The organism is Paracoccus saliphilus (assembly GCF_028553805.1).
GTDB classification, from domain to species: Bacteria; Pseudomonadota; Alphaproteobacteria; order Rhodobacterales; family Rhodobacteraceae; genus Paracoccus; species Paracoccus saliphilus.
Genome location: NZ_CP067140.1, coordinates 916,774 through 934,682, shown reverse-complemented (window position 1 = coordinate 934,682; position 17,909 = coordinate 916,774). Strand labels below are relative to the sequence as shown.

Here is a 17,909-nt window from a genome sequence, read left to right as displayed (position 1 = left end):
CGCAACCATATCTTGCACATCGTGCAAAAAATCGCTATGGGCTGGCTTCAACCGATAGGTATCTTCCGATGAACCAGACCGTCAGTTTTCAGCATGCGCCGGTGCGGCGTCTGCCGATGCCAGAATTCATCGCAATGCTGGCCTTTCTTTTCGCCACCATCGCGTTCTCCATCGATGCGATGTTGCCTGCCCTGCCGCAAATCGCCGAAGCCCTGACCCCCGAGGATCACAACCGCGCACAACTGATCCTGACGGTCTTTGTCGCGGGTATGGGGACCGGCACACTGTTTGCGGGGCCGATTTCGGACGCTATCGGCCGCAAGCGCGCGATCACAATCGGGTTTGCCATTTACGCATGCGCCACCCTTGCTGCGATCTTCGCCGAATCCATAGAGATGCTGCTTTTCGCCCGATTTGTGCAGGGTCTCGGCGCGGCTGGCCCGCGCATTGTCGGCCTCGCGCTGGTTCGTGACCTTTACGCAGGCCGCGAGATGGCGCGGATCACCAGCCTTGTGATGATGGTCTTTATCATTGTTCCCGCGCTCGCACCGTCCATTGGGGCTGGCATGATCTGGTTGGCGGGTTGGCATGGCGTCTTTTACGGCTTCCTGTTTTTCGCATTGGTTGGTGTCACTTGGCTGAACTTGCGCCAGGCCGAAACCCTGCCCGTCGAGCGTCGCCGCCCCTTGCAGGTCACACCGCTGAAAGAGGCCGCCCGCGAAGTCCTGACCAACCGCCATGTGATGCTGTGCACATTCATCCTGACACTCGGCTTCGGCCAGATGTTCGCCCTTCTGTCCTCGGCCCAACAGCTATTCGGCGAAGCATATGGCAAGGGAGACGCCTTTCCGTTTTGGTTCGCGGCCATGGCATTGCTGTCCGGTTCGGGCACGGTGTTGAACGCGACATTCGTCGTTCGCTTCGGTATGCGCCGTATCGCCAAATGGGCCTATACGATGCAAACCTGCGTTTCCTCGATCATGTTGGTCCTGATCATGACCGGCATCCTGCCTGCCGCATTGCAGTTTCCGGCCTTCTTTCTCTGGGCGGTGAGCGTGTTCTTCATGGCCGGCGTAACCTTCGGCAACCTTAATGCTCTGGCACTGCAGAAAATGGGTCATATCGCCGGCATGGCCGCTTCCGTGGTTGCGGCAATCTCGACAGTGCTGGCCACCGTCATCGCCGCGCCGGTCGGCCTGCTCTATAATGGCACGGCACTGCCGGTGATCACGGCGACGCTGATCTGCTCGGGCCTTGCATGGTTCATGATGCGATTTTTGGAAGACTGAGCCAGCACGGCCCTACAACAAGAAAAAGGCGGCGAGGTGTACCCTCGCCGCCTGACTTTCCCAAGGTTCTGACTGATCAGATCAGCTTGCCCATCGCTACCGCGGTATCCGACATGCGGTTCGAGAAGCCCCATTCATTGTCATACCAGGTCAGGATGCGGCACAGTTTGCCTTCCATGACCTTGGTCTGGTCCATGTGGAAGATCGAGCTATGCGGGTCGTGGTTGAAATCCGACGAGACAAGCGGTTCTTCGGTGTAACTAAGCACACCTTTCAGCGGGCCGTCTGCGGCGGCTTTGATGGCGGTGTTGATCTCTTCGACCGAGGTATCGCGCGCGGCTTCGAATGTCAGATCGACGACCGAGACATTCGGCGTCGGCACACGGATCGCAACACCGTCCAGGCGCCCTTTCAGCTCGGGCAGCACCAGCCCCACGGCCTTTGCGGCACCGGTGGAGGTCGGGATCATCGACAACGCGGCGGCGCGGGCGCGGTACAGGTCCTTGTGCATCGTGTCCAACGTCGGCTGATCGCCGGTATAGCTGTGAATCGTGGTCATGAAGCCACGGGTGATGCCGATGCTGTCGTTCAGGACCTTGGCAACCGGCGACAGGCAGTTCGTCGTGCAGCTCGCGTTCGAGACAACGATGTCATCGCTGGTCAGGGTGCCGTCATTAACGCCGAAGACGATGGTCTTGTCGGCATCCGTGCCGGGAGCCGAGATCAACACGCGCTTGGAGCCGTTCTCGAGATGCGCCTGGCATTTTTCCTTCGAGGTAAAGATGCCGGTGCATTCCAGCACGACATCCACATTGCTCCAGGGCAGTTCGGCCGGGTTGCGGATCGCGCTGACTTCGATCGGGCCACGGCCCACATCGATCGTCGAACCGTTCACTTTGACTTCGGCGGGAAAGCGGCCATGCACGCTGTCATAGCGCAGCAAATGGGCATTGGTCTCGACCGGGCCGAGATCGTTGATGGCGACGACCTCGATATCCGTGCGTCCTGACTCCACGATAGCGCGCAGCACGTTGCGCCCGATGCGACCGAAACCGTTGATGGCGACTTTGACAGCCATGGTTTTTTTCTCCCGACCAGATGACGTTGCGTTTCCTCTAGCGTGGCTTGAGGGCCGATGCAAATGCCCTGAAGGGTTCAGGCAATGCGTGGCGAGCGGGGTTCTGCCATTATGTCTATGAAGACGAATGGAACCCGGAGATGTTCGCCAATCCTATCTCCAGAAGATGATAAAATCGATCAGACGGCTGAACTCTTTGCCGGCAAGCACCGGCAAGCCCATATGCAGCCAGAAGTGATCCACGACGAATAGGCCAATGATTAGTACCGCAAGAGAAATGGCAATCTGATTGTTCATGAGAGCCTCCGACGGTGCTTATTGCGCTTCTTTCGACTGGCGGCAAGATATCATGGTCATATCGGACGAAATTCCGCCAGCCTGCTGGTGAAGGCGATTCCGCCTTTGTTTACCGGTCATCTTCAGGCTGTATCAAAGTCAAACCTTCCTCCATCTGCAACCTGCGAATCGCAGCGACGACTTCGTTCGCGGCCTCGTCAGCATCCTTGGGACGGAGAGTGCCAAGAGCCGCTGCCTCTTCTCGCAATCCGTCGGCCATGCGTTGCGACAGATTCGTCAGGATGAAGGCTGCAGCGGCAGCTTCCTTCTCGGTTTTCTGCGCCAAAGCGCGGACCAGGACCTGCTGATCCACCGCCCGAACGATCCGCGGAATATCGCGCGGGTCTATCCGTTCCGGAATATGCGCGAAGGTGAAAATTGCCCGGCGAACGTCCTCGGCAAAAACTGCGTCCTCGCGATCCAGCAAATCAAGAACATCGTCACGAAGATCGGAACTCGCGAAATTCAATATGTCGCCCATCCGACCGCTGGCCGGTGCTTCCATGCCCGGATGCGGCAAGGCATCAGCCGCCTGGGCCAGGACCAGGCCGATCCGTTGCAATGCCTGCGGGCCGATATCCCGTGTCATCGCCATCGCCTGAGCCACCATCTGCGCCCTTTCGCGATCCAGCGCGGAGAAGGTCTTGGAGGCCTGTGCAACGGACAGTTTGGACAGCATCACGGCGACCAGTTCGACCGCCTCGTTCTCAGCCAAGACCTGGATGTCTTCCTGCGGTAACCCGGTGACACGCGGCCATGGATCACCACGCCCCGACATCATGACCAATCGCCTCAGACGGTCTGTCGCATCCTTCGACAACCTGTCCGCGAGGATCTCCAGCGTTCCGTCCAGATCGCCGGGAAAGGTCACCCCCACTGCTTCGAGATTATCACAGAATTCCGAGATCACATCGTCGCGGGTCTGGCGATCGATCAGGTCCATATTCGCCATTTCCTCGGCCAGCAATGTCTGCCTGTCGTTGTCGAACCCTTCCAGATTCACCTCTGCCTCGTCATCCAGCAAAAGCCGGACGATGATCGCCGCCTTTTGCCGTGGATTCAGCCCGGTTTGCGCATTCATTATCCGCCCTCGTCAGCCATCGATCACATGCTGACGGTTAAACTGGCACGAAGATCCTAACCCGAATTTACCCGGAGCGGTTTTTCAGGCCGGTTTTTCTCCGAAGACCCGCGCGAAAATCGTATCGACATGCTTGGTATGATATCCGAGATCGAATTTCTCCTCGATCTCCTCGCGGGACAAGGCCGCGGTCACTTCCGCATCGGCCAGCAATTCCTCTTTGAAATCCTTGCCTTCCTCCCAGACCTTCATGGCGTTGCGCTGCACCAGGCGATAGGCGTCCTCGCGCGAAACACCCGCTTGGGTCAGTGCCAGCAGGACCCGCTGGCTCATCACCAGGCCTTTGAACTTGTTCATATTGGCCAGCATGGTCTCGGGATAGACGACCAGCTTGTCGACCACACCCGCCAGCCGGTTCAGCGCGAAATCAAGCGTGATCGTCGCGTCCGGAGCGATGCCGCGCTCGACCGAGGAATGACTGATGTCGCGCTCATGCCAAAGCGCCACATTCTCCATAGCCGGGATCACCGCCATGCGGACCAGTCGGGCGAGGCCGGTCAGGTTCTCGGTCAGCACCGGGTTGCGCTTGTGCGGCATGGCGGAAGAACCCTTTTGGCCAGGGCTGAAGAATTCCTCGGCTTCAAGCACCTCGGTCCGCTGCATATGGCGAATCTCGATGGCGATATTTTCCATGGACGACGCGATCACCCCGAGCGTGGCAAAGAACATCGCGTGGCGGTCGCGCGGGATGACCTGTGTGCTGATCGGCTCGGGCCGCAGGCCCAGTTGCGCGCAAACATGTTCCTCGACATGCGGATCGATATTGGCGAAGGTTCCGACCGCGCCCGAGATCGCACCCGTGGCAACCTCTTCGCGGGCCCGTTCCAGCCGCTCCCGCCCGCGCGCCATCTCTGCATAGAAACGGGCGAAGGTCAGGCCCATCGTGGTCGGTTCGGCATGGATTCCGTGGCTGCGCCCGATGCGGACGGTGTCCTTGTGCTCCAAGGCGCGGCGTTTCAGCGCGGCCAGCAGCTTGTCCATATCGGCCAGCAGGATATCGGCGGCACGGACAAGCTGGACATTCAGCGTGGTGTCCAGAACATCGGACGAGGTCATGCCTTGATGGACGAAGCGGGCATCTTCGGATCCGATATGCTCGGCCAGGTGGGTCAGGAAGGCGATCACGTCATGCTTGGTCACCGCCTCGATCTCATCGATGCGCGCCACGTCGAATTCCACATCCTTGGCACGCCAGACCGCTTCGGCATTCGCCTTGGGGATCACCCCAAGCTCGGCCTGGGCGTCACAGGCATGGGCCTCGATCTCGTACCAGATGCGGAACTTGGTTTCCGGCGACCAGATCGCGGTCATTTCGGGGCGGGCATAGCGAGGGATCATGGCAGGCTCCTTGTCGTTGGCGCGGGCATAGCCTTCTGCTGCCGCGGGGGCAAGTTGCATGTCATCGCACATACGGTCGCCGGAAGGCTTTCCGAGGTTGAACAGCGCTGTTGGCTGGTCCAAGTTCCTTCGGTCGTCAATTTCCGCCAGCCAGTGAGATTCGCCATGATGTCCCTTCCCTACCTCGCGCTACTACTGGCGATCGCTCTCGAAGTGGTGGGAACGTCGCTCCTGCAGCTCTCGGCCCAGTTCACCCGGCTATGGCCGACAATCGGCATGGCATTGTGCTATCTACTCAGCTTTTACCTGCTGTCGATCAGCCTCAAGGTGCTGCCGCTCGGCATCGCCTATGCGGTATGGAGCGCGGTGGGCATCGTGCTGGTTGCACTGATCGGGCTGGTGATATTCGGGCAACGGCTGGATTTGCCCGCGATCATCGGATTATCGCTGATCGTTGCCGGTGTGCTGGTGGTCAACCTGTTTTCCAAGACGGTCGGGCATTAACGCTCGGTCAGTTTCAGCTCGATCCGGCGGTTCTGGGCGCGCGCCTCGGCCGTATCCCCGTCATTGACTGGGCGCGTGTCGGAAAAGCCGGTCGCAGCCAGCCGGTCGGAGGGGAAGCCCAGATCGTCGATCATGTATCGCACCACCGCCAAGGCACGAGCCTGGCTAAGTTCCCAATTGTCCCGATAGCGACCGGTCCCCGACAAGGGCGTGCTGTCGGTATGACCATCCACCCGGATGATCCAGTCGATCTCGGACGGGACCTCATCCGAGATGTCCGACAGCATCCGGGCCACCCCGGCGATCTGTTCGCGCCCGGATGAAGACAGGGTCGCCTCGCCCGGTGCGAACAGGACCTCTGACTGGAACACGAAGCGATCGCCCACGATCCGCACGCCCTCGCGTCCCGAGAGGATTTCAGACATCCTGCCAAAGAATTCCGAGCGATAGCGGGCAAGATCGCGCGCCTCTTCCTCCGCCCGTTTGCGGGCTTCCTCTTCCAGTTCGAGGCGCCGCTCCTTTTCCTCGGCCGCACGAAGAAGAGCGGCGTTGAGCTGTTGTCCCAGCTCCTCCACCCGTAACTCGGCCTGTTCCTGTTCGTCTCCGGCGGTGTCCAGAAGCGCCTGCAACGAACCCAGTTCCGCGGTCAGCGACGCGACCTGCTCGTTCAGGAGCGCGAGCCGCCGCTGATCCTCGCTGGAGATTTCGTCCTGCTTGGCCAGTTCCGCCCTTGCAGTCGCCAGCAAGGCCGCTTGTCGATCCGCCTCGGTCTGGTTTGCCTCGGCCTCTTCGGACAACCGGTCACGGGCGGATTGGGCTGCGGCGAGAAGGGTCAGTGTCTCTTCCGCCTCCTTGCGGCTCTCCTCCAGCGACAGGGTCATCGCCGTCAATTCGCTGTCGGCCTCCTCCAACCGTGCGCGCAGGGCCTTGGCCGCCTCGGCCTCGGCCAGACGCGCCGCCTCGGCCTCACTAAGCCGGGATTGGGCGGCGGTCAGATCAGATCGCAATTGTGCGGTTTCCTCATTCGCCCCGGCGTTCCGGCGGCGCAGATCCGCCATCAGCGCCTCGAGCGCATCGCGGCGGGCCGCAGCCAGCCGGGCCTGCTCGGCCTGTGCATCGACCTCGTCGCGCGCGGCAGCCACTGCCAGTTCCGCCGCCGAAGCCCGCTCTCGCTGTTCGGTCAACTGCTCCTGCAATGCCTGCTGCGCCGCCTCGGCCTGCTGCTGATCCTGGTTACGTGCCGCGATCAGCGCCGCCACCTCGGCTTCAAAATCCGTCAGCCGGGTTTTTGCCTCTTTCAACTCGGACCTGCTGTTTTCCAACTGATTGGCAAGGCGCGTGATATGCGCCGCGCGGTCACGGGCCTGTGCCTCGGCATCGGCAAGCTGGTTTTCCAGCGTCTCACGTGCATCGATTTGCTCGGCCAGTTGCCCTTCCAGACTGGCCTCGCGCCCTTCGGATGCCGTCAAAGCCTGACCCAGGGCCGAAACCTGTTCTCCCAAGTCGTTCAGGCGCTGTTCCTGCCGCGAGATCACCTGATCCTGCTCGGTAATCCTGCTGCCCTGGTCGGTGACCTGCTCGCGTAAAACGAACTGGACGATCACGAAGATCGTCAGGACGAACATCATCACCATCAGAAGCGCGGTCATCGCGTCCACGAAACCCGGCCAGATCGAAGCCGAAAAACGATTGGTCGAAGCGCGGTTCAGCGCCATATCATTCGCCCCGGTGCTGCGGCGACACCGGTGAATCGGGCATTTGATCGTCCCGGAATGGATCGCCAAAACGCGCCGCCCTGACCGCACGGGTCAGCACCAGAAGATCCAGCCGCAGCTCTGCCACCATCTCGTCGCGGCCTTCGTTCAACTGCCTGGCGAAACGTGACAGGGCCGCCTCAAGCCGGTCCATGTCCATGGTGGTCTCCGGCTGGTCGTTCCGTTGACTTTGCATCAATTCGACCAGCCGATCCTGACCGTCCGTCATCCGGTTCATCGCAGAGGTCAGCGCCGCCGCCTGAGAGACCGTCGCCTCTCCTGCGGCGTCATCCCGTTGAACCAGTGCCTCCACGGCCTCGACCATCGCCAGAACCCGCTCGTCGGCCATCGCCGCTGCTTCGTCCCGCACCACGTCCCGCTCGGCATGGAATTGCTGCAACCAATCGATTTGAGAAGCGATCTGGTCCAGCAGACCGGTTCCCGCCGCAGACCCGGCCTCGTCCCCGTCCGAGGCAAGGCTGATCCGGGTGAAACCCGACATCCATTCTTCGAGCTCGCGGTAGAAGCGGTTCTGGCCATGGGTGACGAACAGCTCCAGCAGTCCGACCACCAACGACCCGGCCAAGCCCAACAGCGAGGACGAGAACGCCGTCGCCATCCCGCCAAGCTGAGCCTCCAACCCGCTCAATAGCTTGTCAAACACCTGCACGCCGGTCTCGCCTTCCTGCGGGGCCAGCGCCCTTATAGTCTCGATCACGGCGGGAACGGTTGTCGCGAGGCCATAGAAGGTTCCAAGCAGGCCAAGGAATATCAGCAGGTTGGCGATGTATTTGGTAATGTCGCGGATCTCTTCGATCCTGGTCGCGACAGATTCGAGGATTGACCGGGCGGAACTTGTCGAGATCACGCCCCCTACGGGCCCGCGCGCGCCCAGAAGAGCCGCCAGCGGTGTCAGCAATCGAGGCGGCTGATCGCCATCATCCGCAGTCCGTGCCGCAAGTCCCTTTTCCACGGCATTGCGACGGCGGGCGGCAAAACGCTCGATCCAGTGGACCGACCTGATCAACTGCGCGACCTGCCAGAAACAGGCCAGGACCCCAAGCGCGAAGACCGCGAAGATCAGACCGTTCAGCCAGCGATTGGCCATGAAGATCGGCAGGATGCGCCCATAGGCGAACCAGCCGCCCAACAGTACCAGGATCAGCACCGTCAACATCAGCAGGATCTGCCTGACCGGCTGCGAGAAATGCGGTTGTTCGGCGGTCTGCTGCCCGCCACGCGTGGCCGTGATACGCCGCGGAGGCGCCGTCAATTTTTGCTTAGGCTCATCCGGCGGCTGGCCAGTAGTCGGATCGCTCAAGGGCTCGCCTTCCCAATCAGGATGCGGTCATTTGCGCGAAGTGTAGGGCCCTGCAGGTGACTTGCCAAGCGATCCCGATCGAAAACAATGCTTAAGCCTGATTCTTCATCAGGCGATGCACTTCCTCGGAAAGCTGCTCCAGCATGCTGTCGTTCATTCCGATCTCTGCCAGGTGGCGCACGGTATTGAACAAATATTCCGCGTTCGGTCCGCGCCCGCCATGCGCCTTCGCAATGATGCCTGCTTGCTCCTGCGTGCAAAGATGGCCCGCATATTGCCAGTGATCACGGCGCATCACATAGGCAATGGCCTGAACCTCGCGCCCATCCGCCAGAGCAAGAGGCAGCACGGCTTCGCGATAAGCGCCGGTGACCATTTCCCGCCCGCGCAGATATTCCATCACCTGATCATGTTCGTCTTCGGCGATACGCAGCGCCATTCCGCTGCATTCGGCCCCGGGTTCCTTGTCGAGGCCAAGCACGAGGCCCGGGACCTCCTCGGTGCCGCGATAGGTGATCGAGCGCAGGCAGAAACTGCGGGAGTAATCACTCAACCGCGCCTTGACCGTCTCGACAGGGGTAAAGCCGGGATCCCACATCAGGGAGCCATAGCCGAAGACCCAGAAAACCTTGTCCATGCCTGACATGCCTCTCATCCGTCAGGAAACTAGGTGAGGACCGGCATGATTGAAAGCCCCCGGGCGCGGCTCTATGGTTTCGCTCCGGGTATGCGCCCGAAATCCGGCGCCTCGGTGTCCTGCCCTGCCTCGATGATGCCACGCCGAATGGCACGGGTGCGGGAAAAATAGTCAAAAAGCTGATCGCCATCGCCCATGCGGATCGCCCTCTGCAGCACGAAGAGCTCTTCGGTAAAGCGGCCAAGGATGTCCAGCGTGGCCTCCTTGTTGTGCAGGAACACGTCGCGCCACATGGTCGGGTCGCTGGCTGCGATCCGGGTGAAATCACGGAACCCGGCGGCAGAATACTGGATCACCTCCTCATCCGTCACCCGGCTCAGGTGATCTGCCACGCCGACCATGGTATAGGCGATCAGATGCGGCGCATGGCTGGTGACGGCCAGCACGAGGTCGTGATGGCCAGGCTCCATCCTGTCAGTCTTGGCTCCCATCGCCGCAACCAGGCGAGAGAGCCGGTCAGTGGCCTGTACATCGCTTCCGGGTAGCGGGGTCAGCAACCACCAGCGATTGCGGAACAAGGTGGCAAAGCCCGAGCGCGGGCCGGAATGCTCGGTCCCGGCAAGCGGGTGGCCGGGAATGAAATGCACGCCCTCGGGAATATGCGGACCGACCGCGTCGATCACCGCCTGCTTGACCGAGCCGACATCGGTGACCGTAGCCCCCGGAGCCAGATGCGGCGCGATTTCGGCGGCGACATCACCCATCGCTCCCACCGGTACGGCCAGGACAACGAGATCCGCCCCCGTAACAGCCTCGGTGGCGCTGTCGCAGATGCAATCGCATAGCCCAATCTCGCGTGCGGTATCGCGGGTGGCCTCGCTGCGGGCATAGCCGGTGATCTCTCCGGCAAGGCCGGATTCGCGCATGGCGTGGGCCATCGATCCAGCGATCAGCCCCAGCCCGATCAGCGCGACACGGTTATAGATAACAGTCATTCCGCCCCCCTTTTCCCGTGCATGAAGCGGCTGAGGCAATCGATCACCCGGCGGCAGCCGGTCTCGTCGCCCACGGTGATTCGCAGAGCGTCAGGCAAGCCATAGCCACCCACGCGCCGCACGAGAATGCCATCCTCGCGCAGGGCGGCATCGGCGGCCTCGGCCTCCTCGGAGCCGGCGAAACGTGCCAGCAGGAAATTCGCGAAACTCTCGTCGCAACCGATCCCCATCTGCACGAGCGCATTGCGCATCCAGTCGCGCCAGCGGGCGTTCTCGGCCGCACAATGAGCAGTGAAACCCGTATCGCGAATGGCCGCCTCGGCTGCGGCAAGCTGTGCCGATGACAGGTTGAATGGCTGCCGGATCCGGTTCAGCACATCGATGACCTGACGCTGCGCGTAACCCCAACCGATCCGCAATCCGCCCAATCCGTGGATCTTCGAGAATGTCCGCGTCATGATCACGTTCGGATGCCGATCGACCAGCGACACGCCGCCATCGAAACCGCCCGCGAATTCCACATAGGCACCATCTTGCACCAGGATGACATGCCGGGGCAGTCCATCAACCAGCCGCTGCAGCTCCTCCTCATCCAGCATCGTGCCGGTCGGATTGGCGGGATTGGCGATAAAGACGATTCGCGTTCGCCCGGTCACGGCCGCGAGGATCGCATCCACATCGATGCGCCTTTCGGCCTCGGACACCGTGACCGGCACCGCCCCCACCATCCGGGCGAGAATGGGATACATCGAAAAACCATGTTCGGTGGTGATGACCTCGTCGCCCTGCCCGGCATAGGCATGGGTGACGAATTGCAGCACCTCGTCCGAGCCGACCCCGCAGATGATCCGCGCCGGATCCAGCCCATGCACCTCTCCGATGGCCCGGCGCAGATCGGCATGATCGGTCGAGGGATATCGGTTCAGCGCGTCCGCCGCCGCCGCAAAGGCGGCCTTCGCGGCTTCGCTGCTTCCAAGCGGATTCTCGTTCGACGACAGTTTCAGCACGTCGTCATGCCCTGCCAGCCTGCTTTCGCCGCTGACATAAAGCGCGATATCCATGATGCCGGGTTTCGGGATGATCTCTGTCATGTGACCGCTTTCCTTTTCCAAGCCCGGTTTATGCGCCGTATCCGCCCATTGAAAGGGCCGGATCAGTCTCCCGCCCCTTCTTCTTCATGAAAATATCCCGGGGTCGCCGGTTGGGGCGCCACTGGTTCGAGAACCGGCCGGCGACGGGGCAGAGCCTCAGCCATCGCGGAACGCGAATCACCGGTATGAGCGCGCGGCACAAAGAAAAAGGCCGCACCCGAAAGGATGCGGCCAGCAAATCTGCGCCCTTTGGCGAGGATCAGTTCTTCGCGTAGAATTCGACCACGAGGTTCGGTTCCATATGCACCGCATAGGGCACGTCGCCCAGGGCGGGTGTGCGAACGAAGGTCGCGGTCATCTTGTTGTGGTCGGCTTCCAGGTAATCCGGCACGTCACGCTCGGGCAGACCCACGGCTTCCAGCACGATGGCCAGCTGGCGCGAACGCTCGCGGATCGAGATCACGTCGCCTTCGCGGACGCGATAGGACGGGATGTTGACACGCTGGCCGTTGACCTCGACATGGCCGTGGTTCACGAATTGACGGGCCGCGAAGATGGTCGGCACGAATTTCGCACGGTAAACGACGGCATCCAGACGGCGCTCCAGCAGGCCGATCAGGTTCTCGCCGGTATCGCCGCGGACCCGCTCGGCCTCGGCATAGATGCGGCGGAACTGCTTTTCGGTCAGGTCGCCGTAATAGCCCTTGAGCTTCTGCTTGGCGCGAAGCTGGGTGCCGAAGTCGGACATTTTGCCCTTGCGGCGCTGGCCGTGCTGGCCGGGGCCGTATTCGCGGCGGTTGACCGGGGACTTGGCGCGGCCCCAGATGTTTTCGCCCATGCGGCGGTCGATCTTGTACTTGGCAGCGGTGCGCTTGCTCATCGCTGAACTCCTTCAATATGGTTTCGAAGGGCGTTGTCCTTTGGCCGAGGCCCGACAGGCATCCCCTCGCGGGGGCCACCAACACCAATGAAGTGCGCGCTTATAGTCCCCTTTCAGCCGGTGTCAAGCTCGCTGTGCCTGCAACCGCGACAGCGCCTCGGACCAACTGGGCAGCAGCGCCGGGTCGGGATCGAAACGCGCAGCGATCTCGGGCCGGGTCATCGCGTCGGTCCCCGCCCCGGTCGCCGCCATCAACCCAAGCCGAGCAGCACCGAAACCTGCCCCAGTCTCGGATCCTGCCGGGCGCAGCACCGGCACGCCAGTCGCCTGCGCCAGCATCGCCAGCCACAGATCCGAGCGCGCGCCCCCACCCATCGCAATCAGTGAATCCGCTCCGCCGCCCGCCTCGCTCAAGGCGGACATATTCTCAGCCAGCGCCAGCACCACGCCTTCCAGCACCGCGCGGGTCATCTGCGGGCGGGTACTGCGTGCCGACATCCCGGTAAAGCCCGCCCGCTGCGCAGGATCGTTCAGCGGCGTCCGCTCACCGGTCAGATAGGGCCAAAAGGCGATGCGTGAGGGCTGGCCGGGCTGCGGATCCAGTTCCGCCAACAGATCCGCGACGGGCTGGTCGACGATCCCGGCCCACCATTCCAGGCAGGCGGCGGCGGACAGGATAACCCCCATCTGATGCCATTGTCCGGGCAAAGCGTGGCAAAAGGCGTGGATCGCCGTCTCGGGCGCAGGCAGGAAGCGGTCGGTCGCCGCAAAGATCACACCCGATGTACCAAGCGAGACCAGCCCCGGCCCCGGCCCGGTGATCCCGGCGCCGATTGCCGTCGCCGCGTTGTCGCCCGCCCCGCCCGCGACAGGAATACCGGCAGGCAGCCCCAATTCGCTGGCAATCTCGGTGCGCAAATGCCCCGCTACGGCACTGCCCTCGGCCAGGGAGGGCATCATCCCTCGCTCCATCCCGGTCGCCGACAGCAACGCATCCGACCAGTCTCGCGCGGCCGGATCGAACCAGGCCGTGCCCGAAGCGTCGGACATATCGCTGATCGCCTCACCTGTCAGCCAGAGCCGCAGGTAATCCTTGGGCAGCAACACTCGACGCAGCCGCTCGAACAGTTGCGGTTCGTGCCGTTGCATCCAGACCAGCTTGGGCGCGGTGAACCCGGCAAAGACGAGGTTTCCGGTCACATCGCGGAACCGCTGCTGCCCGTCCAGTTCGGTTGCCTCCTCCGAGGCGCGGCCGTCATTCCACAGGATCGCGGGACGCAGCACCCGGTCGCTTTCGTCCAGGCAGACGGCGCCATGCATCTGCCCCGAGAGGCCGATCCCCTCGACCCGGTCCAGCGGCTCCCCCAGATCGGCAATCGCTGCGCGGGTCGCGTCGATCCAGTCCTGCGGCGCCTGCTCGGACCAACCCGGCTGCGGAGTCGAGACCTTCAGCCCGGCATGTCCGGTGCCGATCACCCGCTGCGCATCGTCGATCAACACGATTTTCACACCGGATGTGCCAAGATCGATCCCCAGATACATCGCTCTTCTCCCCTTGTTCACGCGCGGTTTTCGCCGATTTGCCGTCGTTGCGCCAGTCCGGAACATTCGCCCCGGCCAACCGGACAGGTTCCGCCATTACCCCGCGATGCAGTGGAATCGAACCAGCGCCCAGATCAGAGAGCAGATTTCAACAAAGCCGGATCAAGTGCAAACGATCATCCGGACGACGGCTCACTCTCCGTGCGTCAGGCGATACGAATTCTCGTGGGCGCGCTCGCTGTAAGGCTTCAGCGCCGCCGACATCACGTTATCCGGGCTTGCGCCTCGGCTGGCTGCCTGCGCCATGGCGAACAGCGATTCGGACGCAGCGGCCTGTTTCTCGGCCACCATGAGGAAGGGTTCGCCGGGTGCCTGCGCCACCATTCCCAGCATTCCCGCGACCCGCATCCCGATCACCACCTGCGATTCCATCGCCAATCGTGTCATTTGCTCCCACAACCGATAGGGACCCTCGACCGCCTCATATATGTTCTTGTCTCGAAACATGTTTTTATTCCTTTCGCCGCCGGAAGCGGCATATCGGGGCATCGTGGGTTAATTGAACAGGCGTAACAAGTGGCTTTTTCCGGCAGGCCGTGACAAATACGATCCGCCCGCTTGGCAAGCCCGTCGCGCAATGTATAGAGGCAGATCATGACCGACAGCATCACCCTCCGCCGCCCCGACGATTGGCATCTGCATCTGCGCGATGGCGCCATGCTGACCGCCGTGACCCCTCATTCCGCAAGCTTCGGCCGTGCGATCATCATGCCGAATCTGATACCGCCGGTCGTCACCGGCGATCAGGCCGCCGCCTATCGCGACCGGATTCTGGCAGCCCTGCCCGAAGGTGCAGCCTTGCAGCCGCAAATGACGCTTTACCTGACCGACACGACCGATCCGGCGGATGTCGTGGCCGCGCATCGCGATGGCATCATCCGCGCGGTCAAGCTGTATCCAGCCGGGGCGACCACGAATTCCGCCAGCGGCGTGACCGATTTCGACCGCGTCCGCCCGGTGCTGGAGGCGATGGCCGAGGCGGGCATACCGCTTTGCGTGCATGGCGAGGTGACCGACCCGACGGTGGATATCTTCGACCGCGAGGCGGTGTTCATCGACCGTGTTCTGGACCCGATCCGCAGTAACACACCCGGCCTGCGCGTCGTGATGGAGCATATCACCACATCGGACGGCGTGGATTACGCGCGCTCGGGCGGCGATGACTTGGGCGCGACGATCACGACGCATCACCTGGTCATCAACCGCAATGACATCCTCGCCGGCGGCATCCGCCCGCATAACTACTGCCTGCCAGTGGCCAAGCGTGAAACTCACCGCCTTGCATTGCGAGAGGCTGCGACCAGCGTCGAGGGACGGTTCTTCCTGGGCACCGACAGCGCACCGCATCCCGACCGGGCCAAGCTGCAGCCCTGTGGCTGCGCCGGCTGTTTTACCGCGCCGAACACCATGTCGATCCTCGCCCATGTGTTCGAGGAAGATGCTGCGCTCGACCGGCTGGAAGCCTTTGCCAGTCTCAACGGCGCGGCATTCTACGGCCTGCCCTCGAACGAGGACCGCATCCGCCTGACCCGGCGTGACGTCCCTGCGGATTATCCCGCCACCATCGCCGTGGGCGACGAGACCGTGACCGTCTTCGACCCCGGCTTCCCCCTTTACTGGCATCTGGAGGACGCATGAGCCTGCCCTACCCCACGCCCGAGGAAATCGCCCGCCTTTCGGCCCGCATGCTGCTGGAGATCAAGGCAGTGGATTTCAACGCCGAGCAGCCCTTCACCTATGCGTCCGGCCTCAAGGGGCCGACCTATGTCGATTGCCGCCGGATCATCAGCTTTCCGCGCGTGCGCAAGACCTTGCTGGATTTCCTGGCGGCCACGGTCATGCGGGACGCGGGCTTCGAGGCATTCGACAATGTCGCGGGTGGCGAAACGGCGGGTATCCCCTTTGCCGCCATGGTCGCGGAACGGCTTGGCCTGCCGATGACCTATGTGCGCAAGAAGCCCAAGGGATACGGCCGCAACGCCCGGATCGAGGGCGTGATGACCGAGGGTCAGCGCGTGTTGCTGGTCGAGGATCTGACCACCGATGGCGGCAGCAAGCTGTCCTTCGTCGATGCCATCCGCGATACGGGGGCAAGTTGCGCCCATACCGCGGTGATCTTCTATTACGGCATCTTCCCCGAGACGACACAGCGGCTGGCCGATCACGGCGTCAGCCTGCATCACCTGTGCACATGGTGGGACGTGTTGGCCGAGGCACGTGAAAGCGAGGCCTTCGATACCGCCACGCTGAACGAGGTCCAGACCTTCCTGACCAACCCGCGTGAATGGCAGGCGGCGAATAGCTGACCGGCGGTTATCCACAGCTTATCCCCCGATCGGCCCACCAGATTTCGCCGCCTTGGGATTTCATGCGGCCAGAACTTGCGGTATTATCGCCCGAATAACCATAATATTGGGGGCCAGAGGCGGATGAGCAGCTTGCACGCGATCATTCCGGGACAAGAGGGTGAAGAGGGCGCCACGCAGGCGGTGCCATTTTCGCTGGAGGCCGAGCAGCAGCTTCTGGGCGCGCTTCTGACCAATAATGACGTGTTCGACCGCGTCAGCCAGGTCATCAAGCCCGAACATTTCTATCATCCCGTCCATGCCCGAATCTTCGAGATCTGCGCCGAGCGGATTCGCAAGAACGCGCTGGCCAGTCCGGTCACGATCAAGGCCTTCATGGAGAATGACGAGGGCCTGAAGGAACTCGGCGGCGCTCCCTATCTGGCACGGCTGGCCGGGGCGGCGATCTCGGCCTACGCGGCGCGGGATTACGCACAGATGATCCGGGAATTCGCCTTGCGTCGCGAATTGATCACCCTCGGACAGGACATCTCGGCGCGCGCCTCGACCGTCGAAGTGGATGACGACGCCGAAGAGCAGATCAAGACCGCCGAGCAGACGCTTTACAAGCTGGGCGAGCAAGGCGTGGCCGAGCGCGGCTTTCAAAGCTTCCTCAAGGCGGTGACCGGCGCGGTCCAGACAGCGAACGCAGCATATCAGCGCGATGGCAAGCTGTCGGGAATCTCGACCGGGCTGGTCGATCTGGACGGCAAGATGGGCGGGTTGAACAATTCCGACCTGATCATCCTGGCAGGACGGCCTTCGATGGGGAAAACCTCGCTGGCGACGAATATCGCCTTCAACATCGCCAAGACCCACAAGCTGGGCGACCGGGCCGATGGCACGCATGGCTCCGTCGAAGGCGGCGTGGTGGGCTTCTTCAGCCTCGAGATGTCGGCCGAGCAGCTCGCAGCCCGTATCCTGTCCGAGGCGGCAGAGGTTCCCAGTGAACGAATCCGCAGCGGCAACATGGACGAACCCGAGTTCCGCAGGTTCGTCGAGGCCGCACATGCTTTGCAAAACTGTCCGCTCTATATCGACGACACCCCGGCCTTGCCGATCAACCAGCTTGCCGCCCGTGCCCGCAAGCTGAAACGGACGCATGGGCTGGACGTGCTGATGGTGGACTACCTGCAGCTTTTGCGCCCCGCCACGGCCAAGGACAGCCGGGTCAACGAGGTGTCCGAGATCACCCAGGGTCTCAAGGCCGTCGCCAAAGAGCTGAACATCCCGGTCATCGCCCTGTCGCAGTTGTCTCGCCAGGTCGAAAACCGCGAGGACAAGCGCCCGCAGCTTTCCGATCTGCGTGAATCGGGCAGTATCGAGCAGGACGCCGATATCGTGATGTTCGTCTTCCGCGAGGAATATTACCGCGAACGCGAAAAGCCTTCGGATAGCGATCTGGACGCGATGGCCAAGTGGCAACAGATCATGGAGAACGTGCATGGCAAGGCCGAGGTGATCCTCGGCAAGCAGCGGCACGGCCCGATCGGCACCGTGGAACTGTCCTTCGAGGGGCAGTTCACCCGCTTCGGCAACCTGGCAAAGGACCGGCAAAGCTCATGGGACTAGGCCTGCCGGTTACGGCCAAGGCGATC

Annotated in this window: 17 protein-coding genes; 5 read left to right on the top strand and 12 right to left on the bottom strand. The window is 62.3% G+C overall.

All coding sequences use genetic code 11. The annotated features are described in order from the left end of the window. The first annotated feature begins 68 nt into the window (after positions 1-68). A complete protein-coding gene (locus tag JHX88_RS04365; protein WP_076525592.1) occupies positions 69-1,289 on the top strand; it encodes a multidrug effflux MFS transporter in 1,221 nt (406 codons plus the stop codon). A 76-nt stretch (positions 1,290-1,365) separates the two neighbouring features. Here JHX88_RS04365 and gap read toward each other — a convergent pair whose 3' ends face one another. The 4 genes from gap to purB form a co-directional block, all read right to left on the bottom strand. Further along, positions 1,366-2,367: a type I glyceraldehyde-3-phosphate dehydrogenase gene (gap, locus tag JHX88_RS04360; protein ID WP_076525591.1), complete on the bottom strand. Its 1,002-nt coding sequence runs from the start codon at positions 2,365-2,367 to the stop codon at positions 1,366-1,368. Positions 2,368-2,520: 153 nt separating this feature from the next. After that, the gene (locus tag JHX88_RS04355) at positions 2,521-2,664 is read right to left on the bottom strand and encodes a hypothetical protein (RefSeq protein WP_176011430.1); all 144 of its coding nucleotides are present in this window, start codon (positions 2,662-2,664) and stop codon (positions 2,521-2,523) included. A 109-nt stretch (positions 2,665-2,773) separates the two neighbouring features. Then, positions 2,774-3,784 carry a FliG C-terminal domain-containing protein gene (locus JHX88_RS04350; RefSeq protein WP_076525589.1) on the bottom strand — a complete coding sequence of 337 codons (1,011 nt, stop codon included), beginning with the start codon at positions 3,782-3,784 and terminating at the stop codon, positions 2,774-2,776. 84 nt (positions 3,785-3,868) lie between these two features. After that, complete coding sequence (gene purB, locus JHX88_RS04345; protein ID WP_076525882.1) at positions 3,869-5,182, bottom strand: adenylosuccinate lyase; 1,314 nt, start codon at positions 5,180-5,182, stop codon at positions 3,869-3,871. Between the two features lie 168 nt (positions 5,183-5,350). On the opposite strand from purB, the gene JHX88_RS04340 reads away from it, so the two are divergent. After that, positions 5,351-5,686, top strand: coding sequence for an SMR family transporter (locus tag JHX88_RS04340; RefSeq protein ID WP_272848253.1), 336 nt, complete (start codon positions 5,351-5,353; stop codon positions 5,684-5,686). Here JHX88_RS04340 and JHX88_RS04335 read toward each other — a convergent pair. The 8 genes from JHX88_RS04335 to JHX88_RS04300 form a co-directional block, all read right to left on the bottom strand. Next, on the bottom strand, positions 5,683-7,401 hold the full coding sequence (locus tag JHX88_RS04335; protein ID WP_076525586.1) for a peptidoglycan -binding protein: 1,719 nt from the start codon (positions 7,399-7,401) through the stop codon (positions 5,683-5,685). The genes JHX88_RS04340 and JHX88_RS04335 overlap by 4 nt on opposite strands. Position 7,402: 1 nt before the next feature. Then, a complete protein-coding gene (locus JHX88_RS04330) occupies positions 7,403-8,761 on the bottom strand; it encodes a hypothetical protein (RefSeq protein ID WP_084203081.1) in 1,359 nt (452 codons plus the stop codon). Between the two features lie 91 nt (positions 8,762-8,852). Further along, a complete protein-coding gene (locus tag JHX88_RS04325; protein WP_419182356.1) occupies positions 8,853-9,407 on the bottom strand; it encodes a gamma-glutamylcyclotransferase in 555 nt (184 codons plus the stop codon). Positions 9,408-9,469: 62 nt separating this feature from the next. Then, positions 9,470-10,393, bottom strand: coding sequence for a prephenate/arogenate dehydrogenase family protein (locus tag JHX88_RS04320; protein ID WP_076525582.1), 924 nt, complete (start codon positions 10,391-10,393; stop codon positions 9,470-9,472). Further along, on the bottom strand, positions 10,390-11,484 hold the full coding sequence (gene hisC, locus JHX88_RS04315; RefSeq protein ID WP_076525580.1) for a histidinol-phosphate transaminase: 1,095 nt from the start codon (positions 11,482-11,484) through the stop codon (positions 10,390-10,392). Before hisC ends, JHX88_RS04320 begins: the two co-directional genes overlap by 4 nt. A gap of 259 nt (positions 11,485-11,743) precedes the next feature. Beyond that, complete coding sequence (gene rpsD / locus JHX88_RS04310) at positions 11,744-12,364, bottom strand: 30S ribosomal protein S4 (RefSeq protein WP_076525578.1); 621 nt, start codon at positions 12,362-12,364, stop codon at positions 11,744-11,746. A gap of 123 nt (positions 12,365-12,487) precedes the next feature. Beyond that, positions 12,488-13,906, bottom strand: coding sequence for a xylulokinase (gene xylB / locus JHX88_RS04305; RefSeq protein WP_076525576.1), 1,419 nt, complete (start codon positions 13,904-13,906; stop codon positions 12,488-12,490). Positions 13,907-14,098: 192 nt separating this feature from the next. Next, complete coding sequence (locus JHX88_RS04300; RefSeq protein WP_076525574.1) at positions 14,099-14,413, bottom strand: hypothetical protein; 315 nt, start codon at positions 14,411-14,413, stop codon at positions 14,099-14,101. Positions 14,414-14,560: 147 nt separating this feature from the next. On the opposite strand from JHX88_RS04300, the gene pyrC reads away from it, so the two are divergent. The 3 genes from pyrC to JHX88_RS04285 all read left to right on the top strand — a co-directional run bounded on the left by pyrC (position 14,561) and on the right by JHX88_RS04285 (position 17,883). After that, positions 14,561-15,604: a dihydroorotase gene (pyrC, locus tag JHX88_RS04295; RefSeq protein WP_076525573.1), complete on the top strand. Its 1,044-nt coding sequence runs from the start codon at positions 14,561-14,563 to the stop codon at positions 15,602-15,604. Beyond that, positions 15,601-16,272 (top strand): orotate phosphoribosyltransferase, encoded by a 672-nt coding sequence (locus JHX88_RS04290; protein WP_076525571.1) that lies wholly within the window; start codon positions 15,601-15,603, stop codon positions 16,270-16,272. Before pyrC ends, JHX88_RS04290 begins: the two co-directional genes overlap by 4 nt. Positions 16,273-16,395: 123 nt before the next feature. After that, positions 16,396-17,883 carry a replicative DNA helicase gene (locus tag JHX88_RS04285; RefSeq protein ID WP_076525570.1) on the top strand — a complete coding sequence of 496 codons (1,488 nt, stop codon included), beginning with the start codon at positions 16,396-16,398 and terminating at the stop codon, positions 17,881-17,883. Positions 17,884-17,909 lie beyond the last annotated feature (26 nt).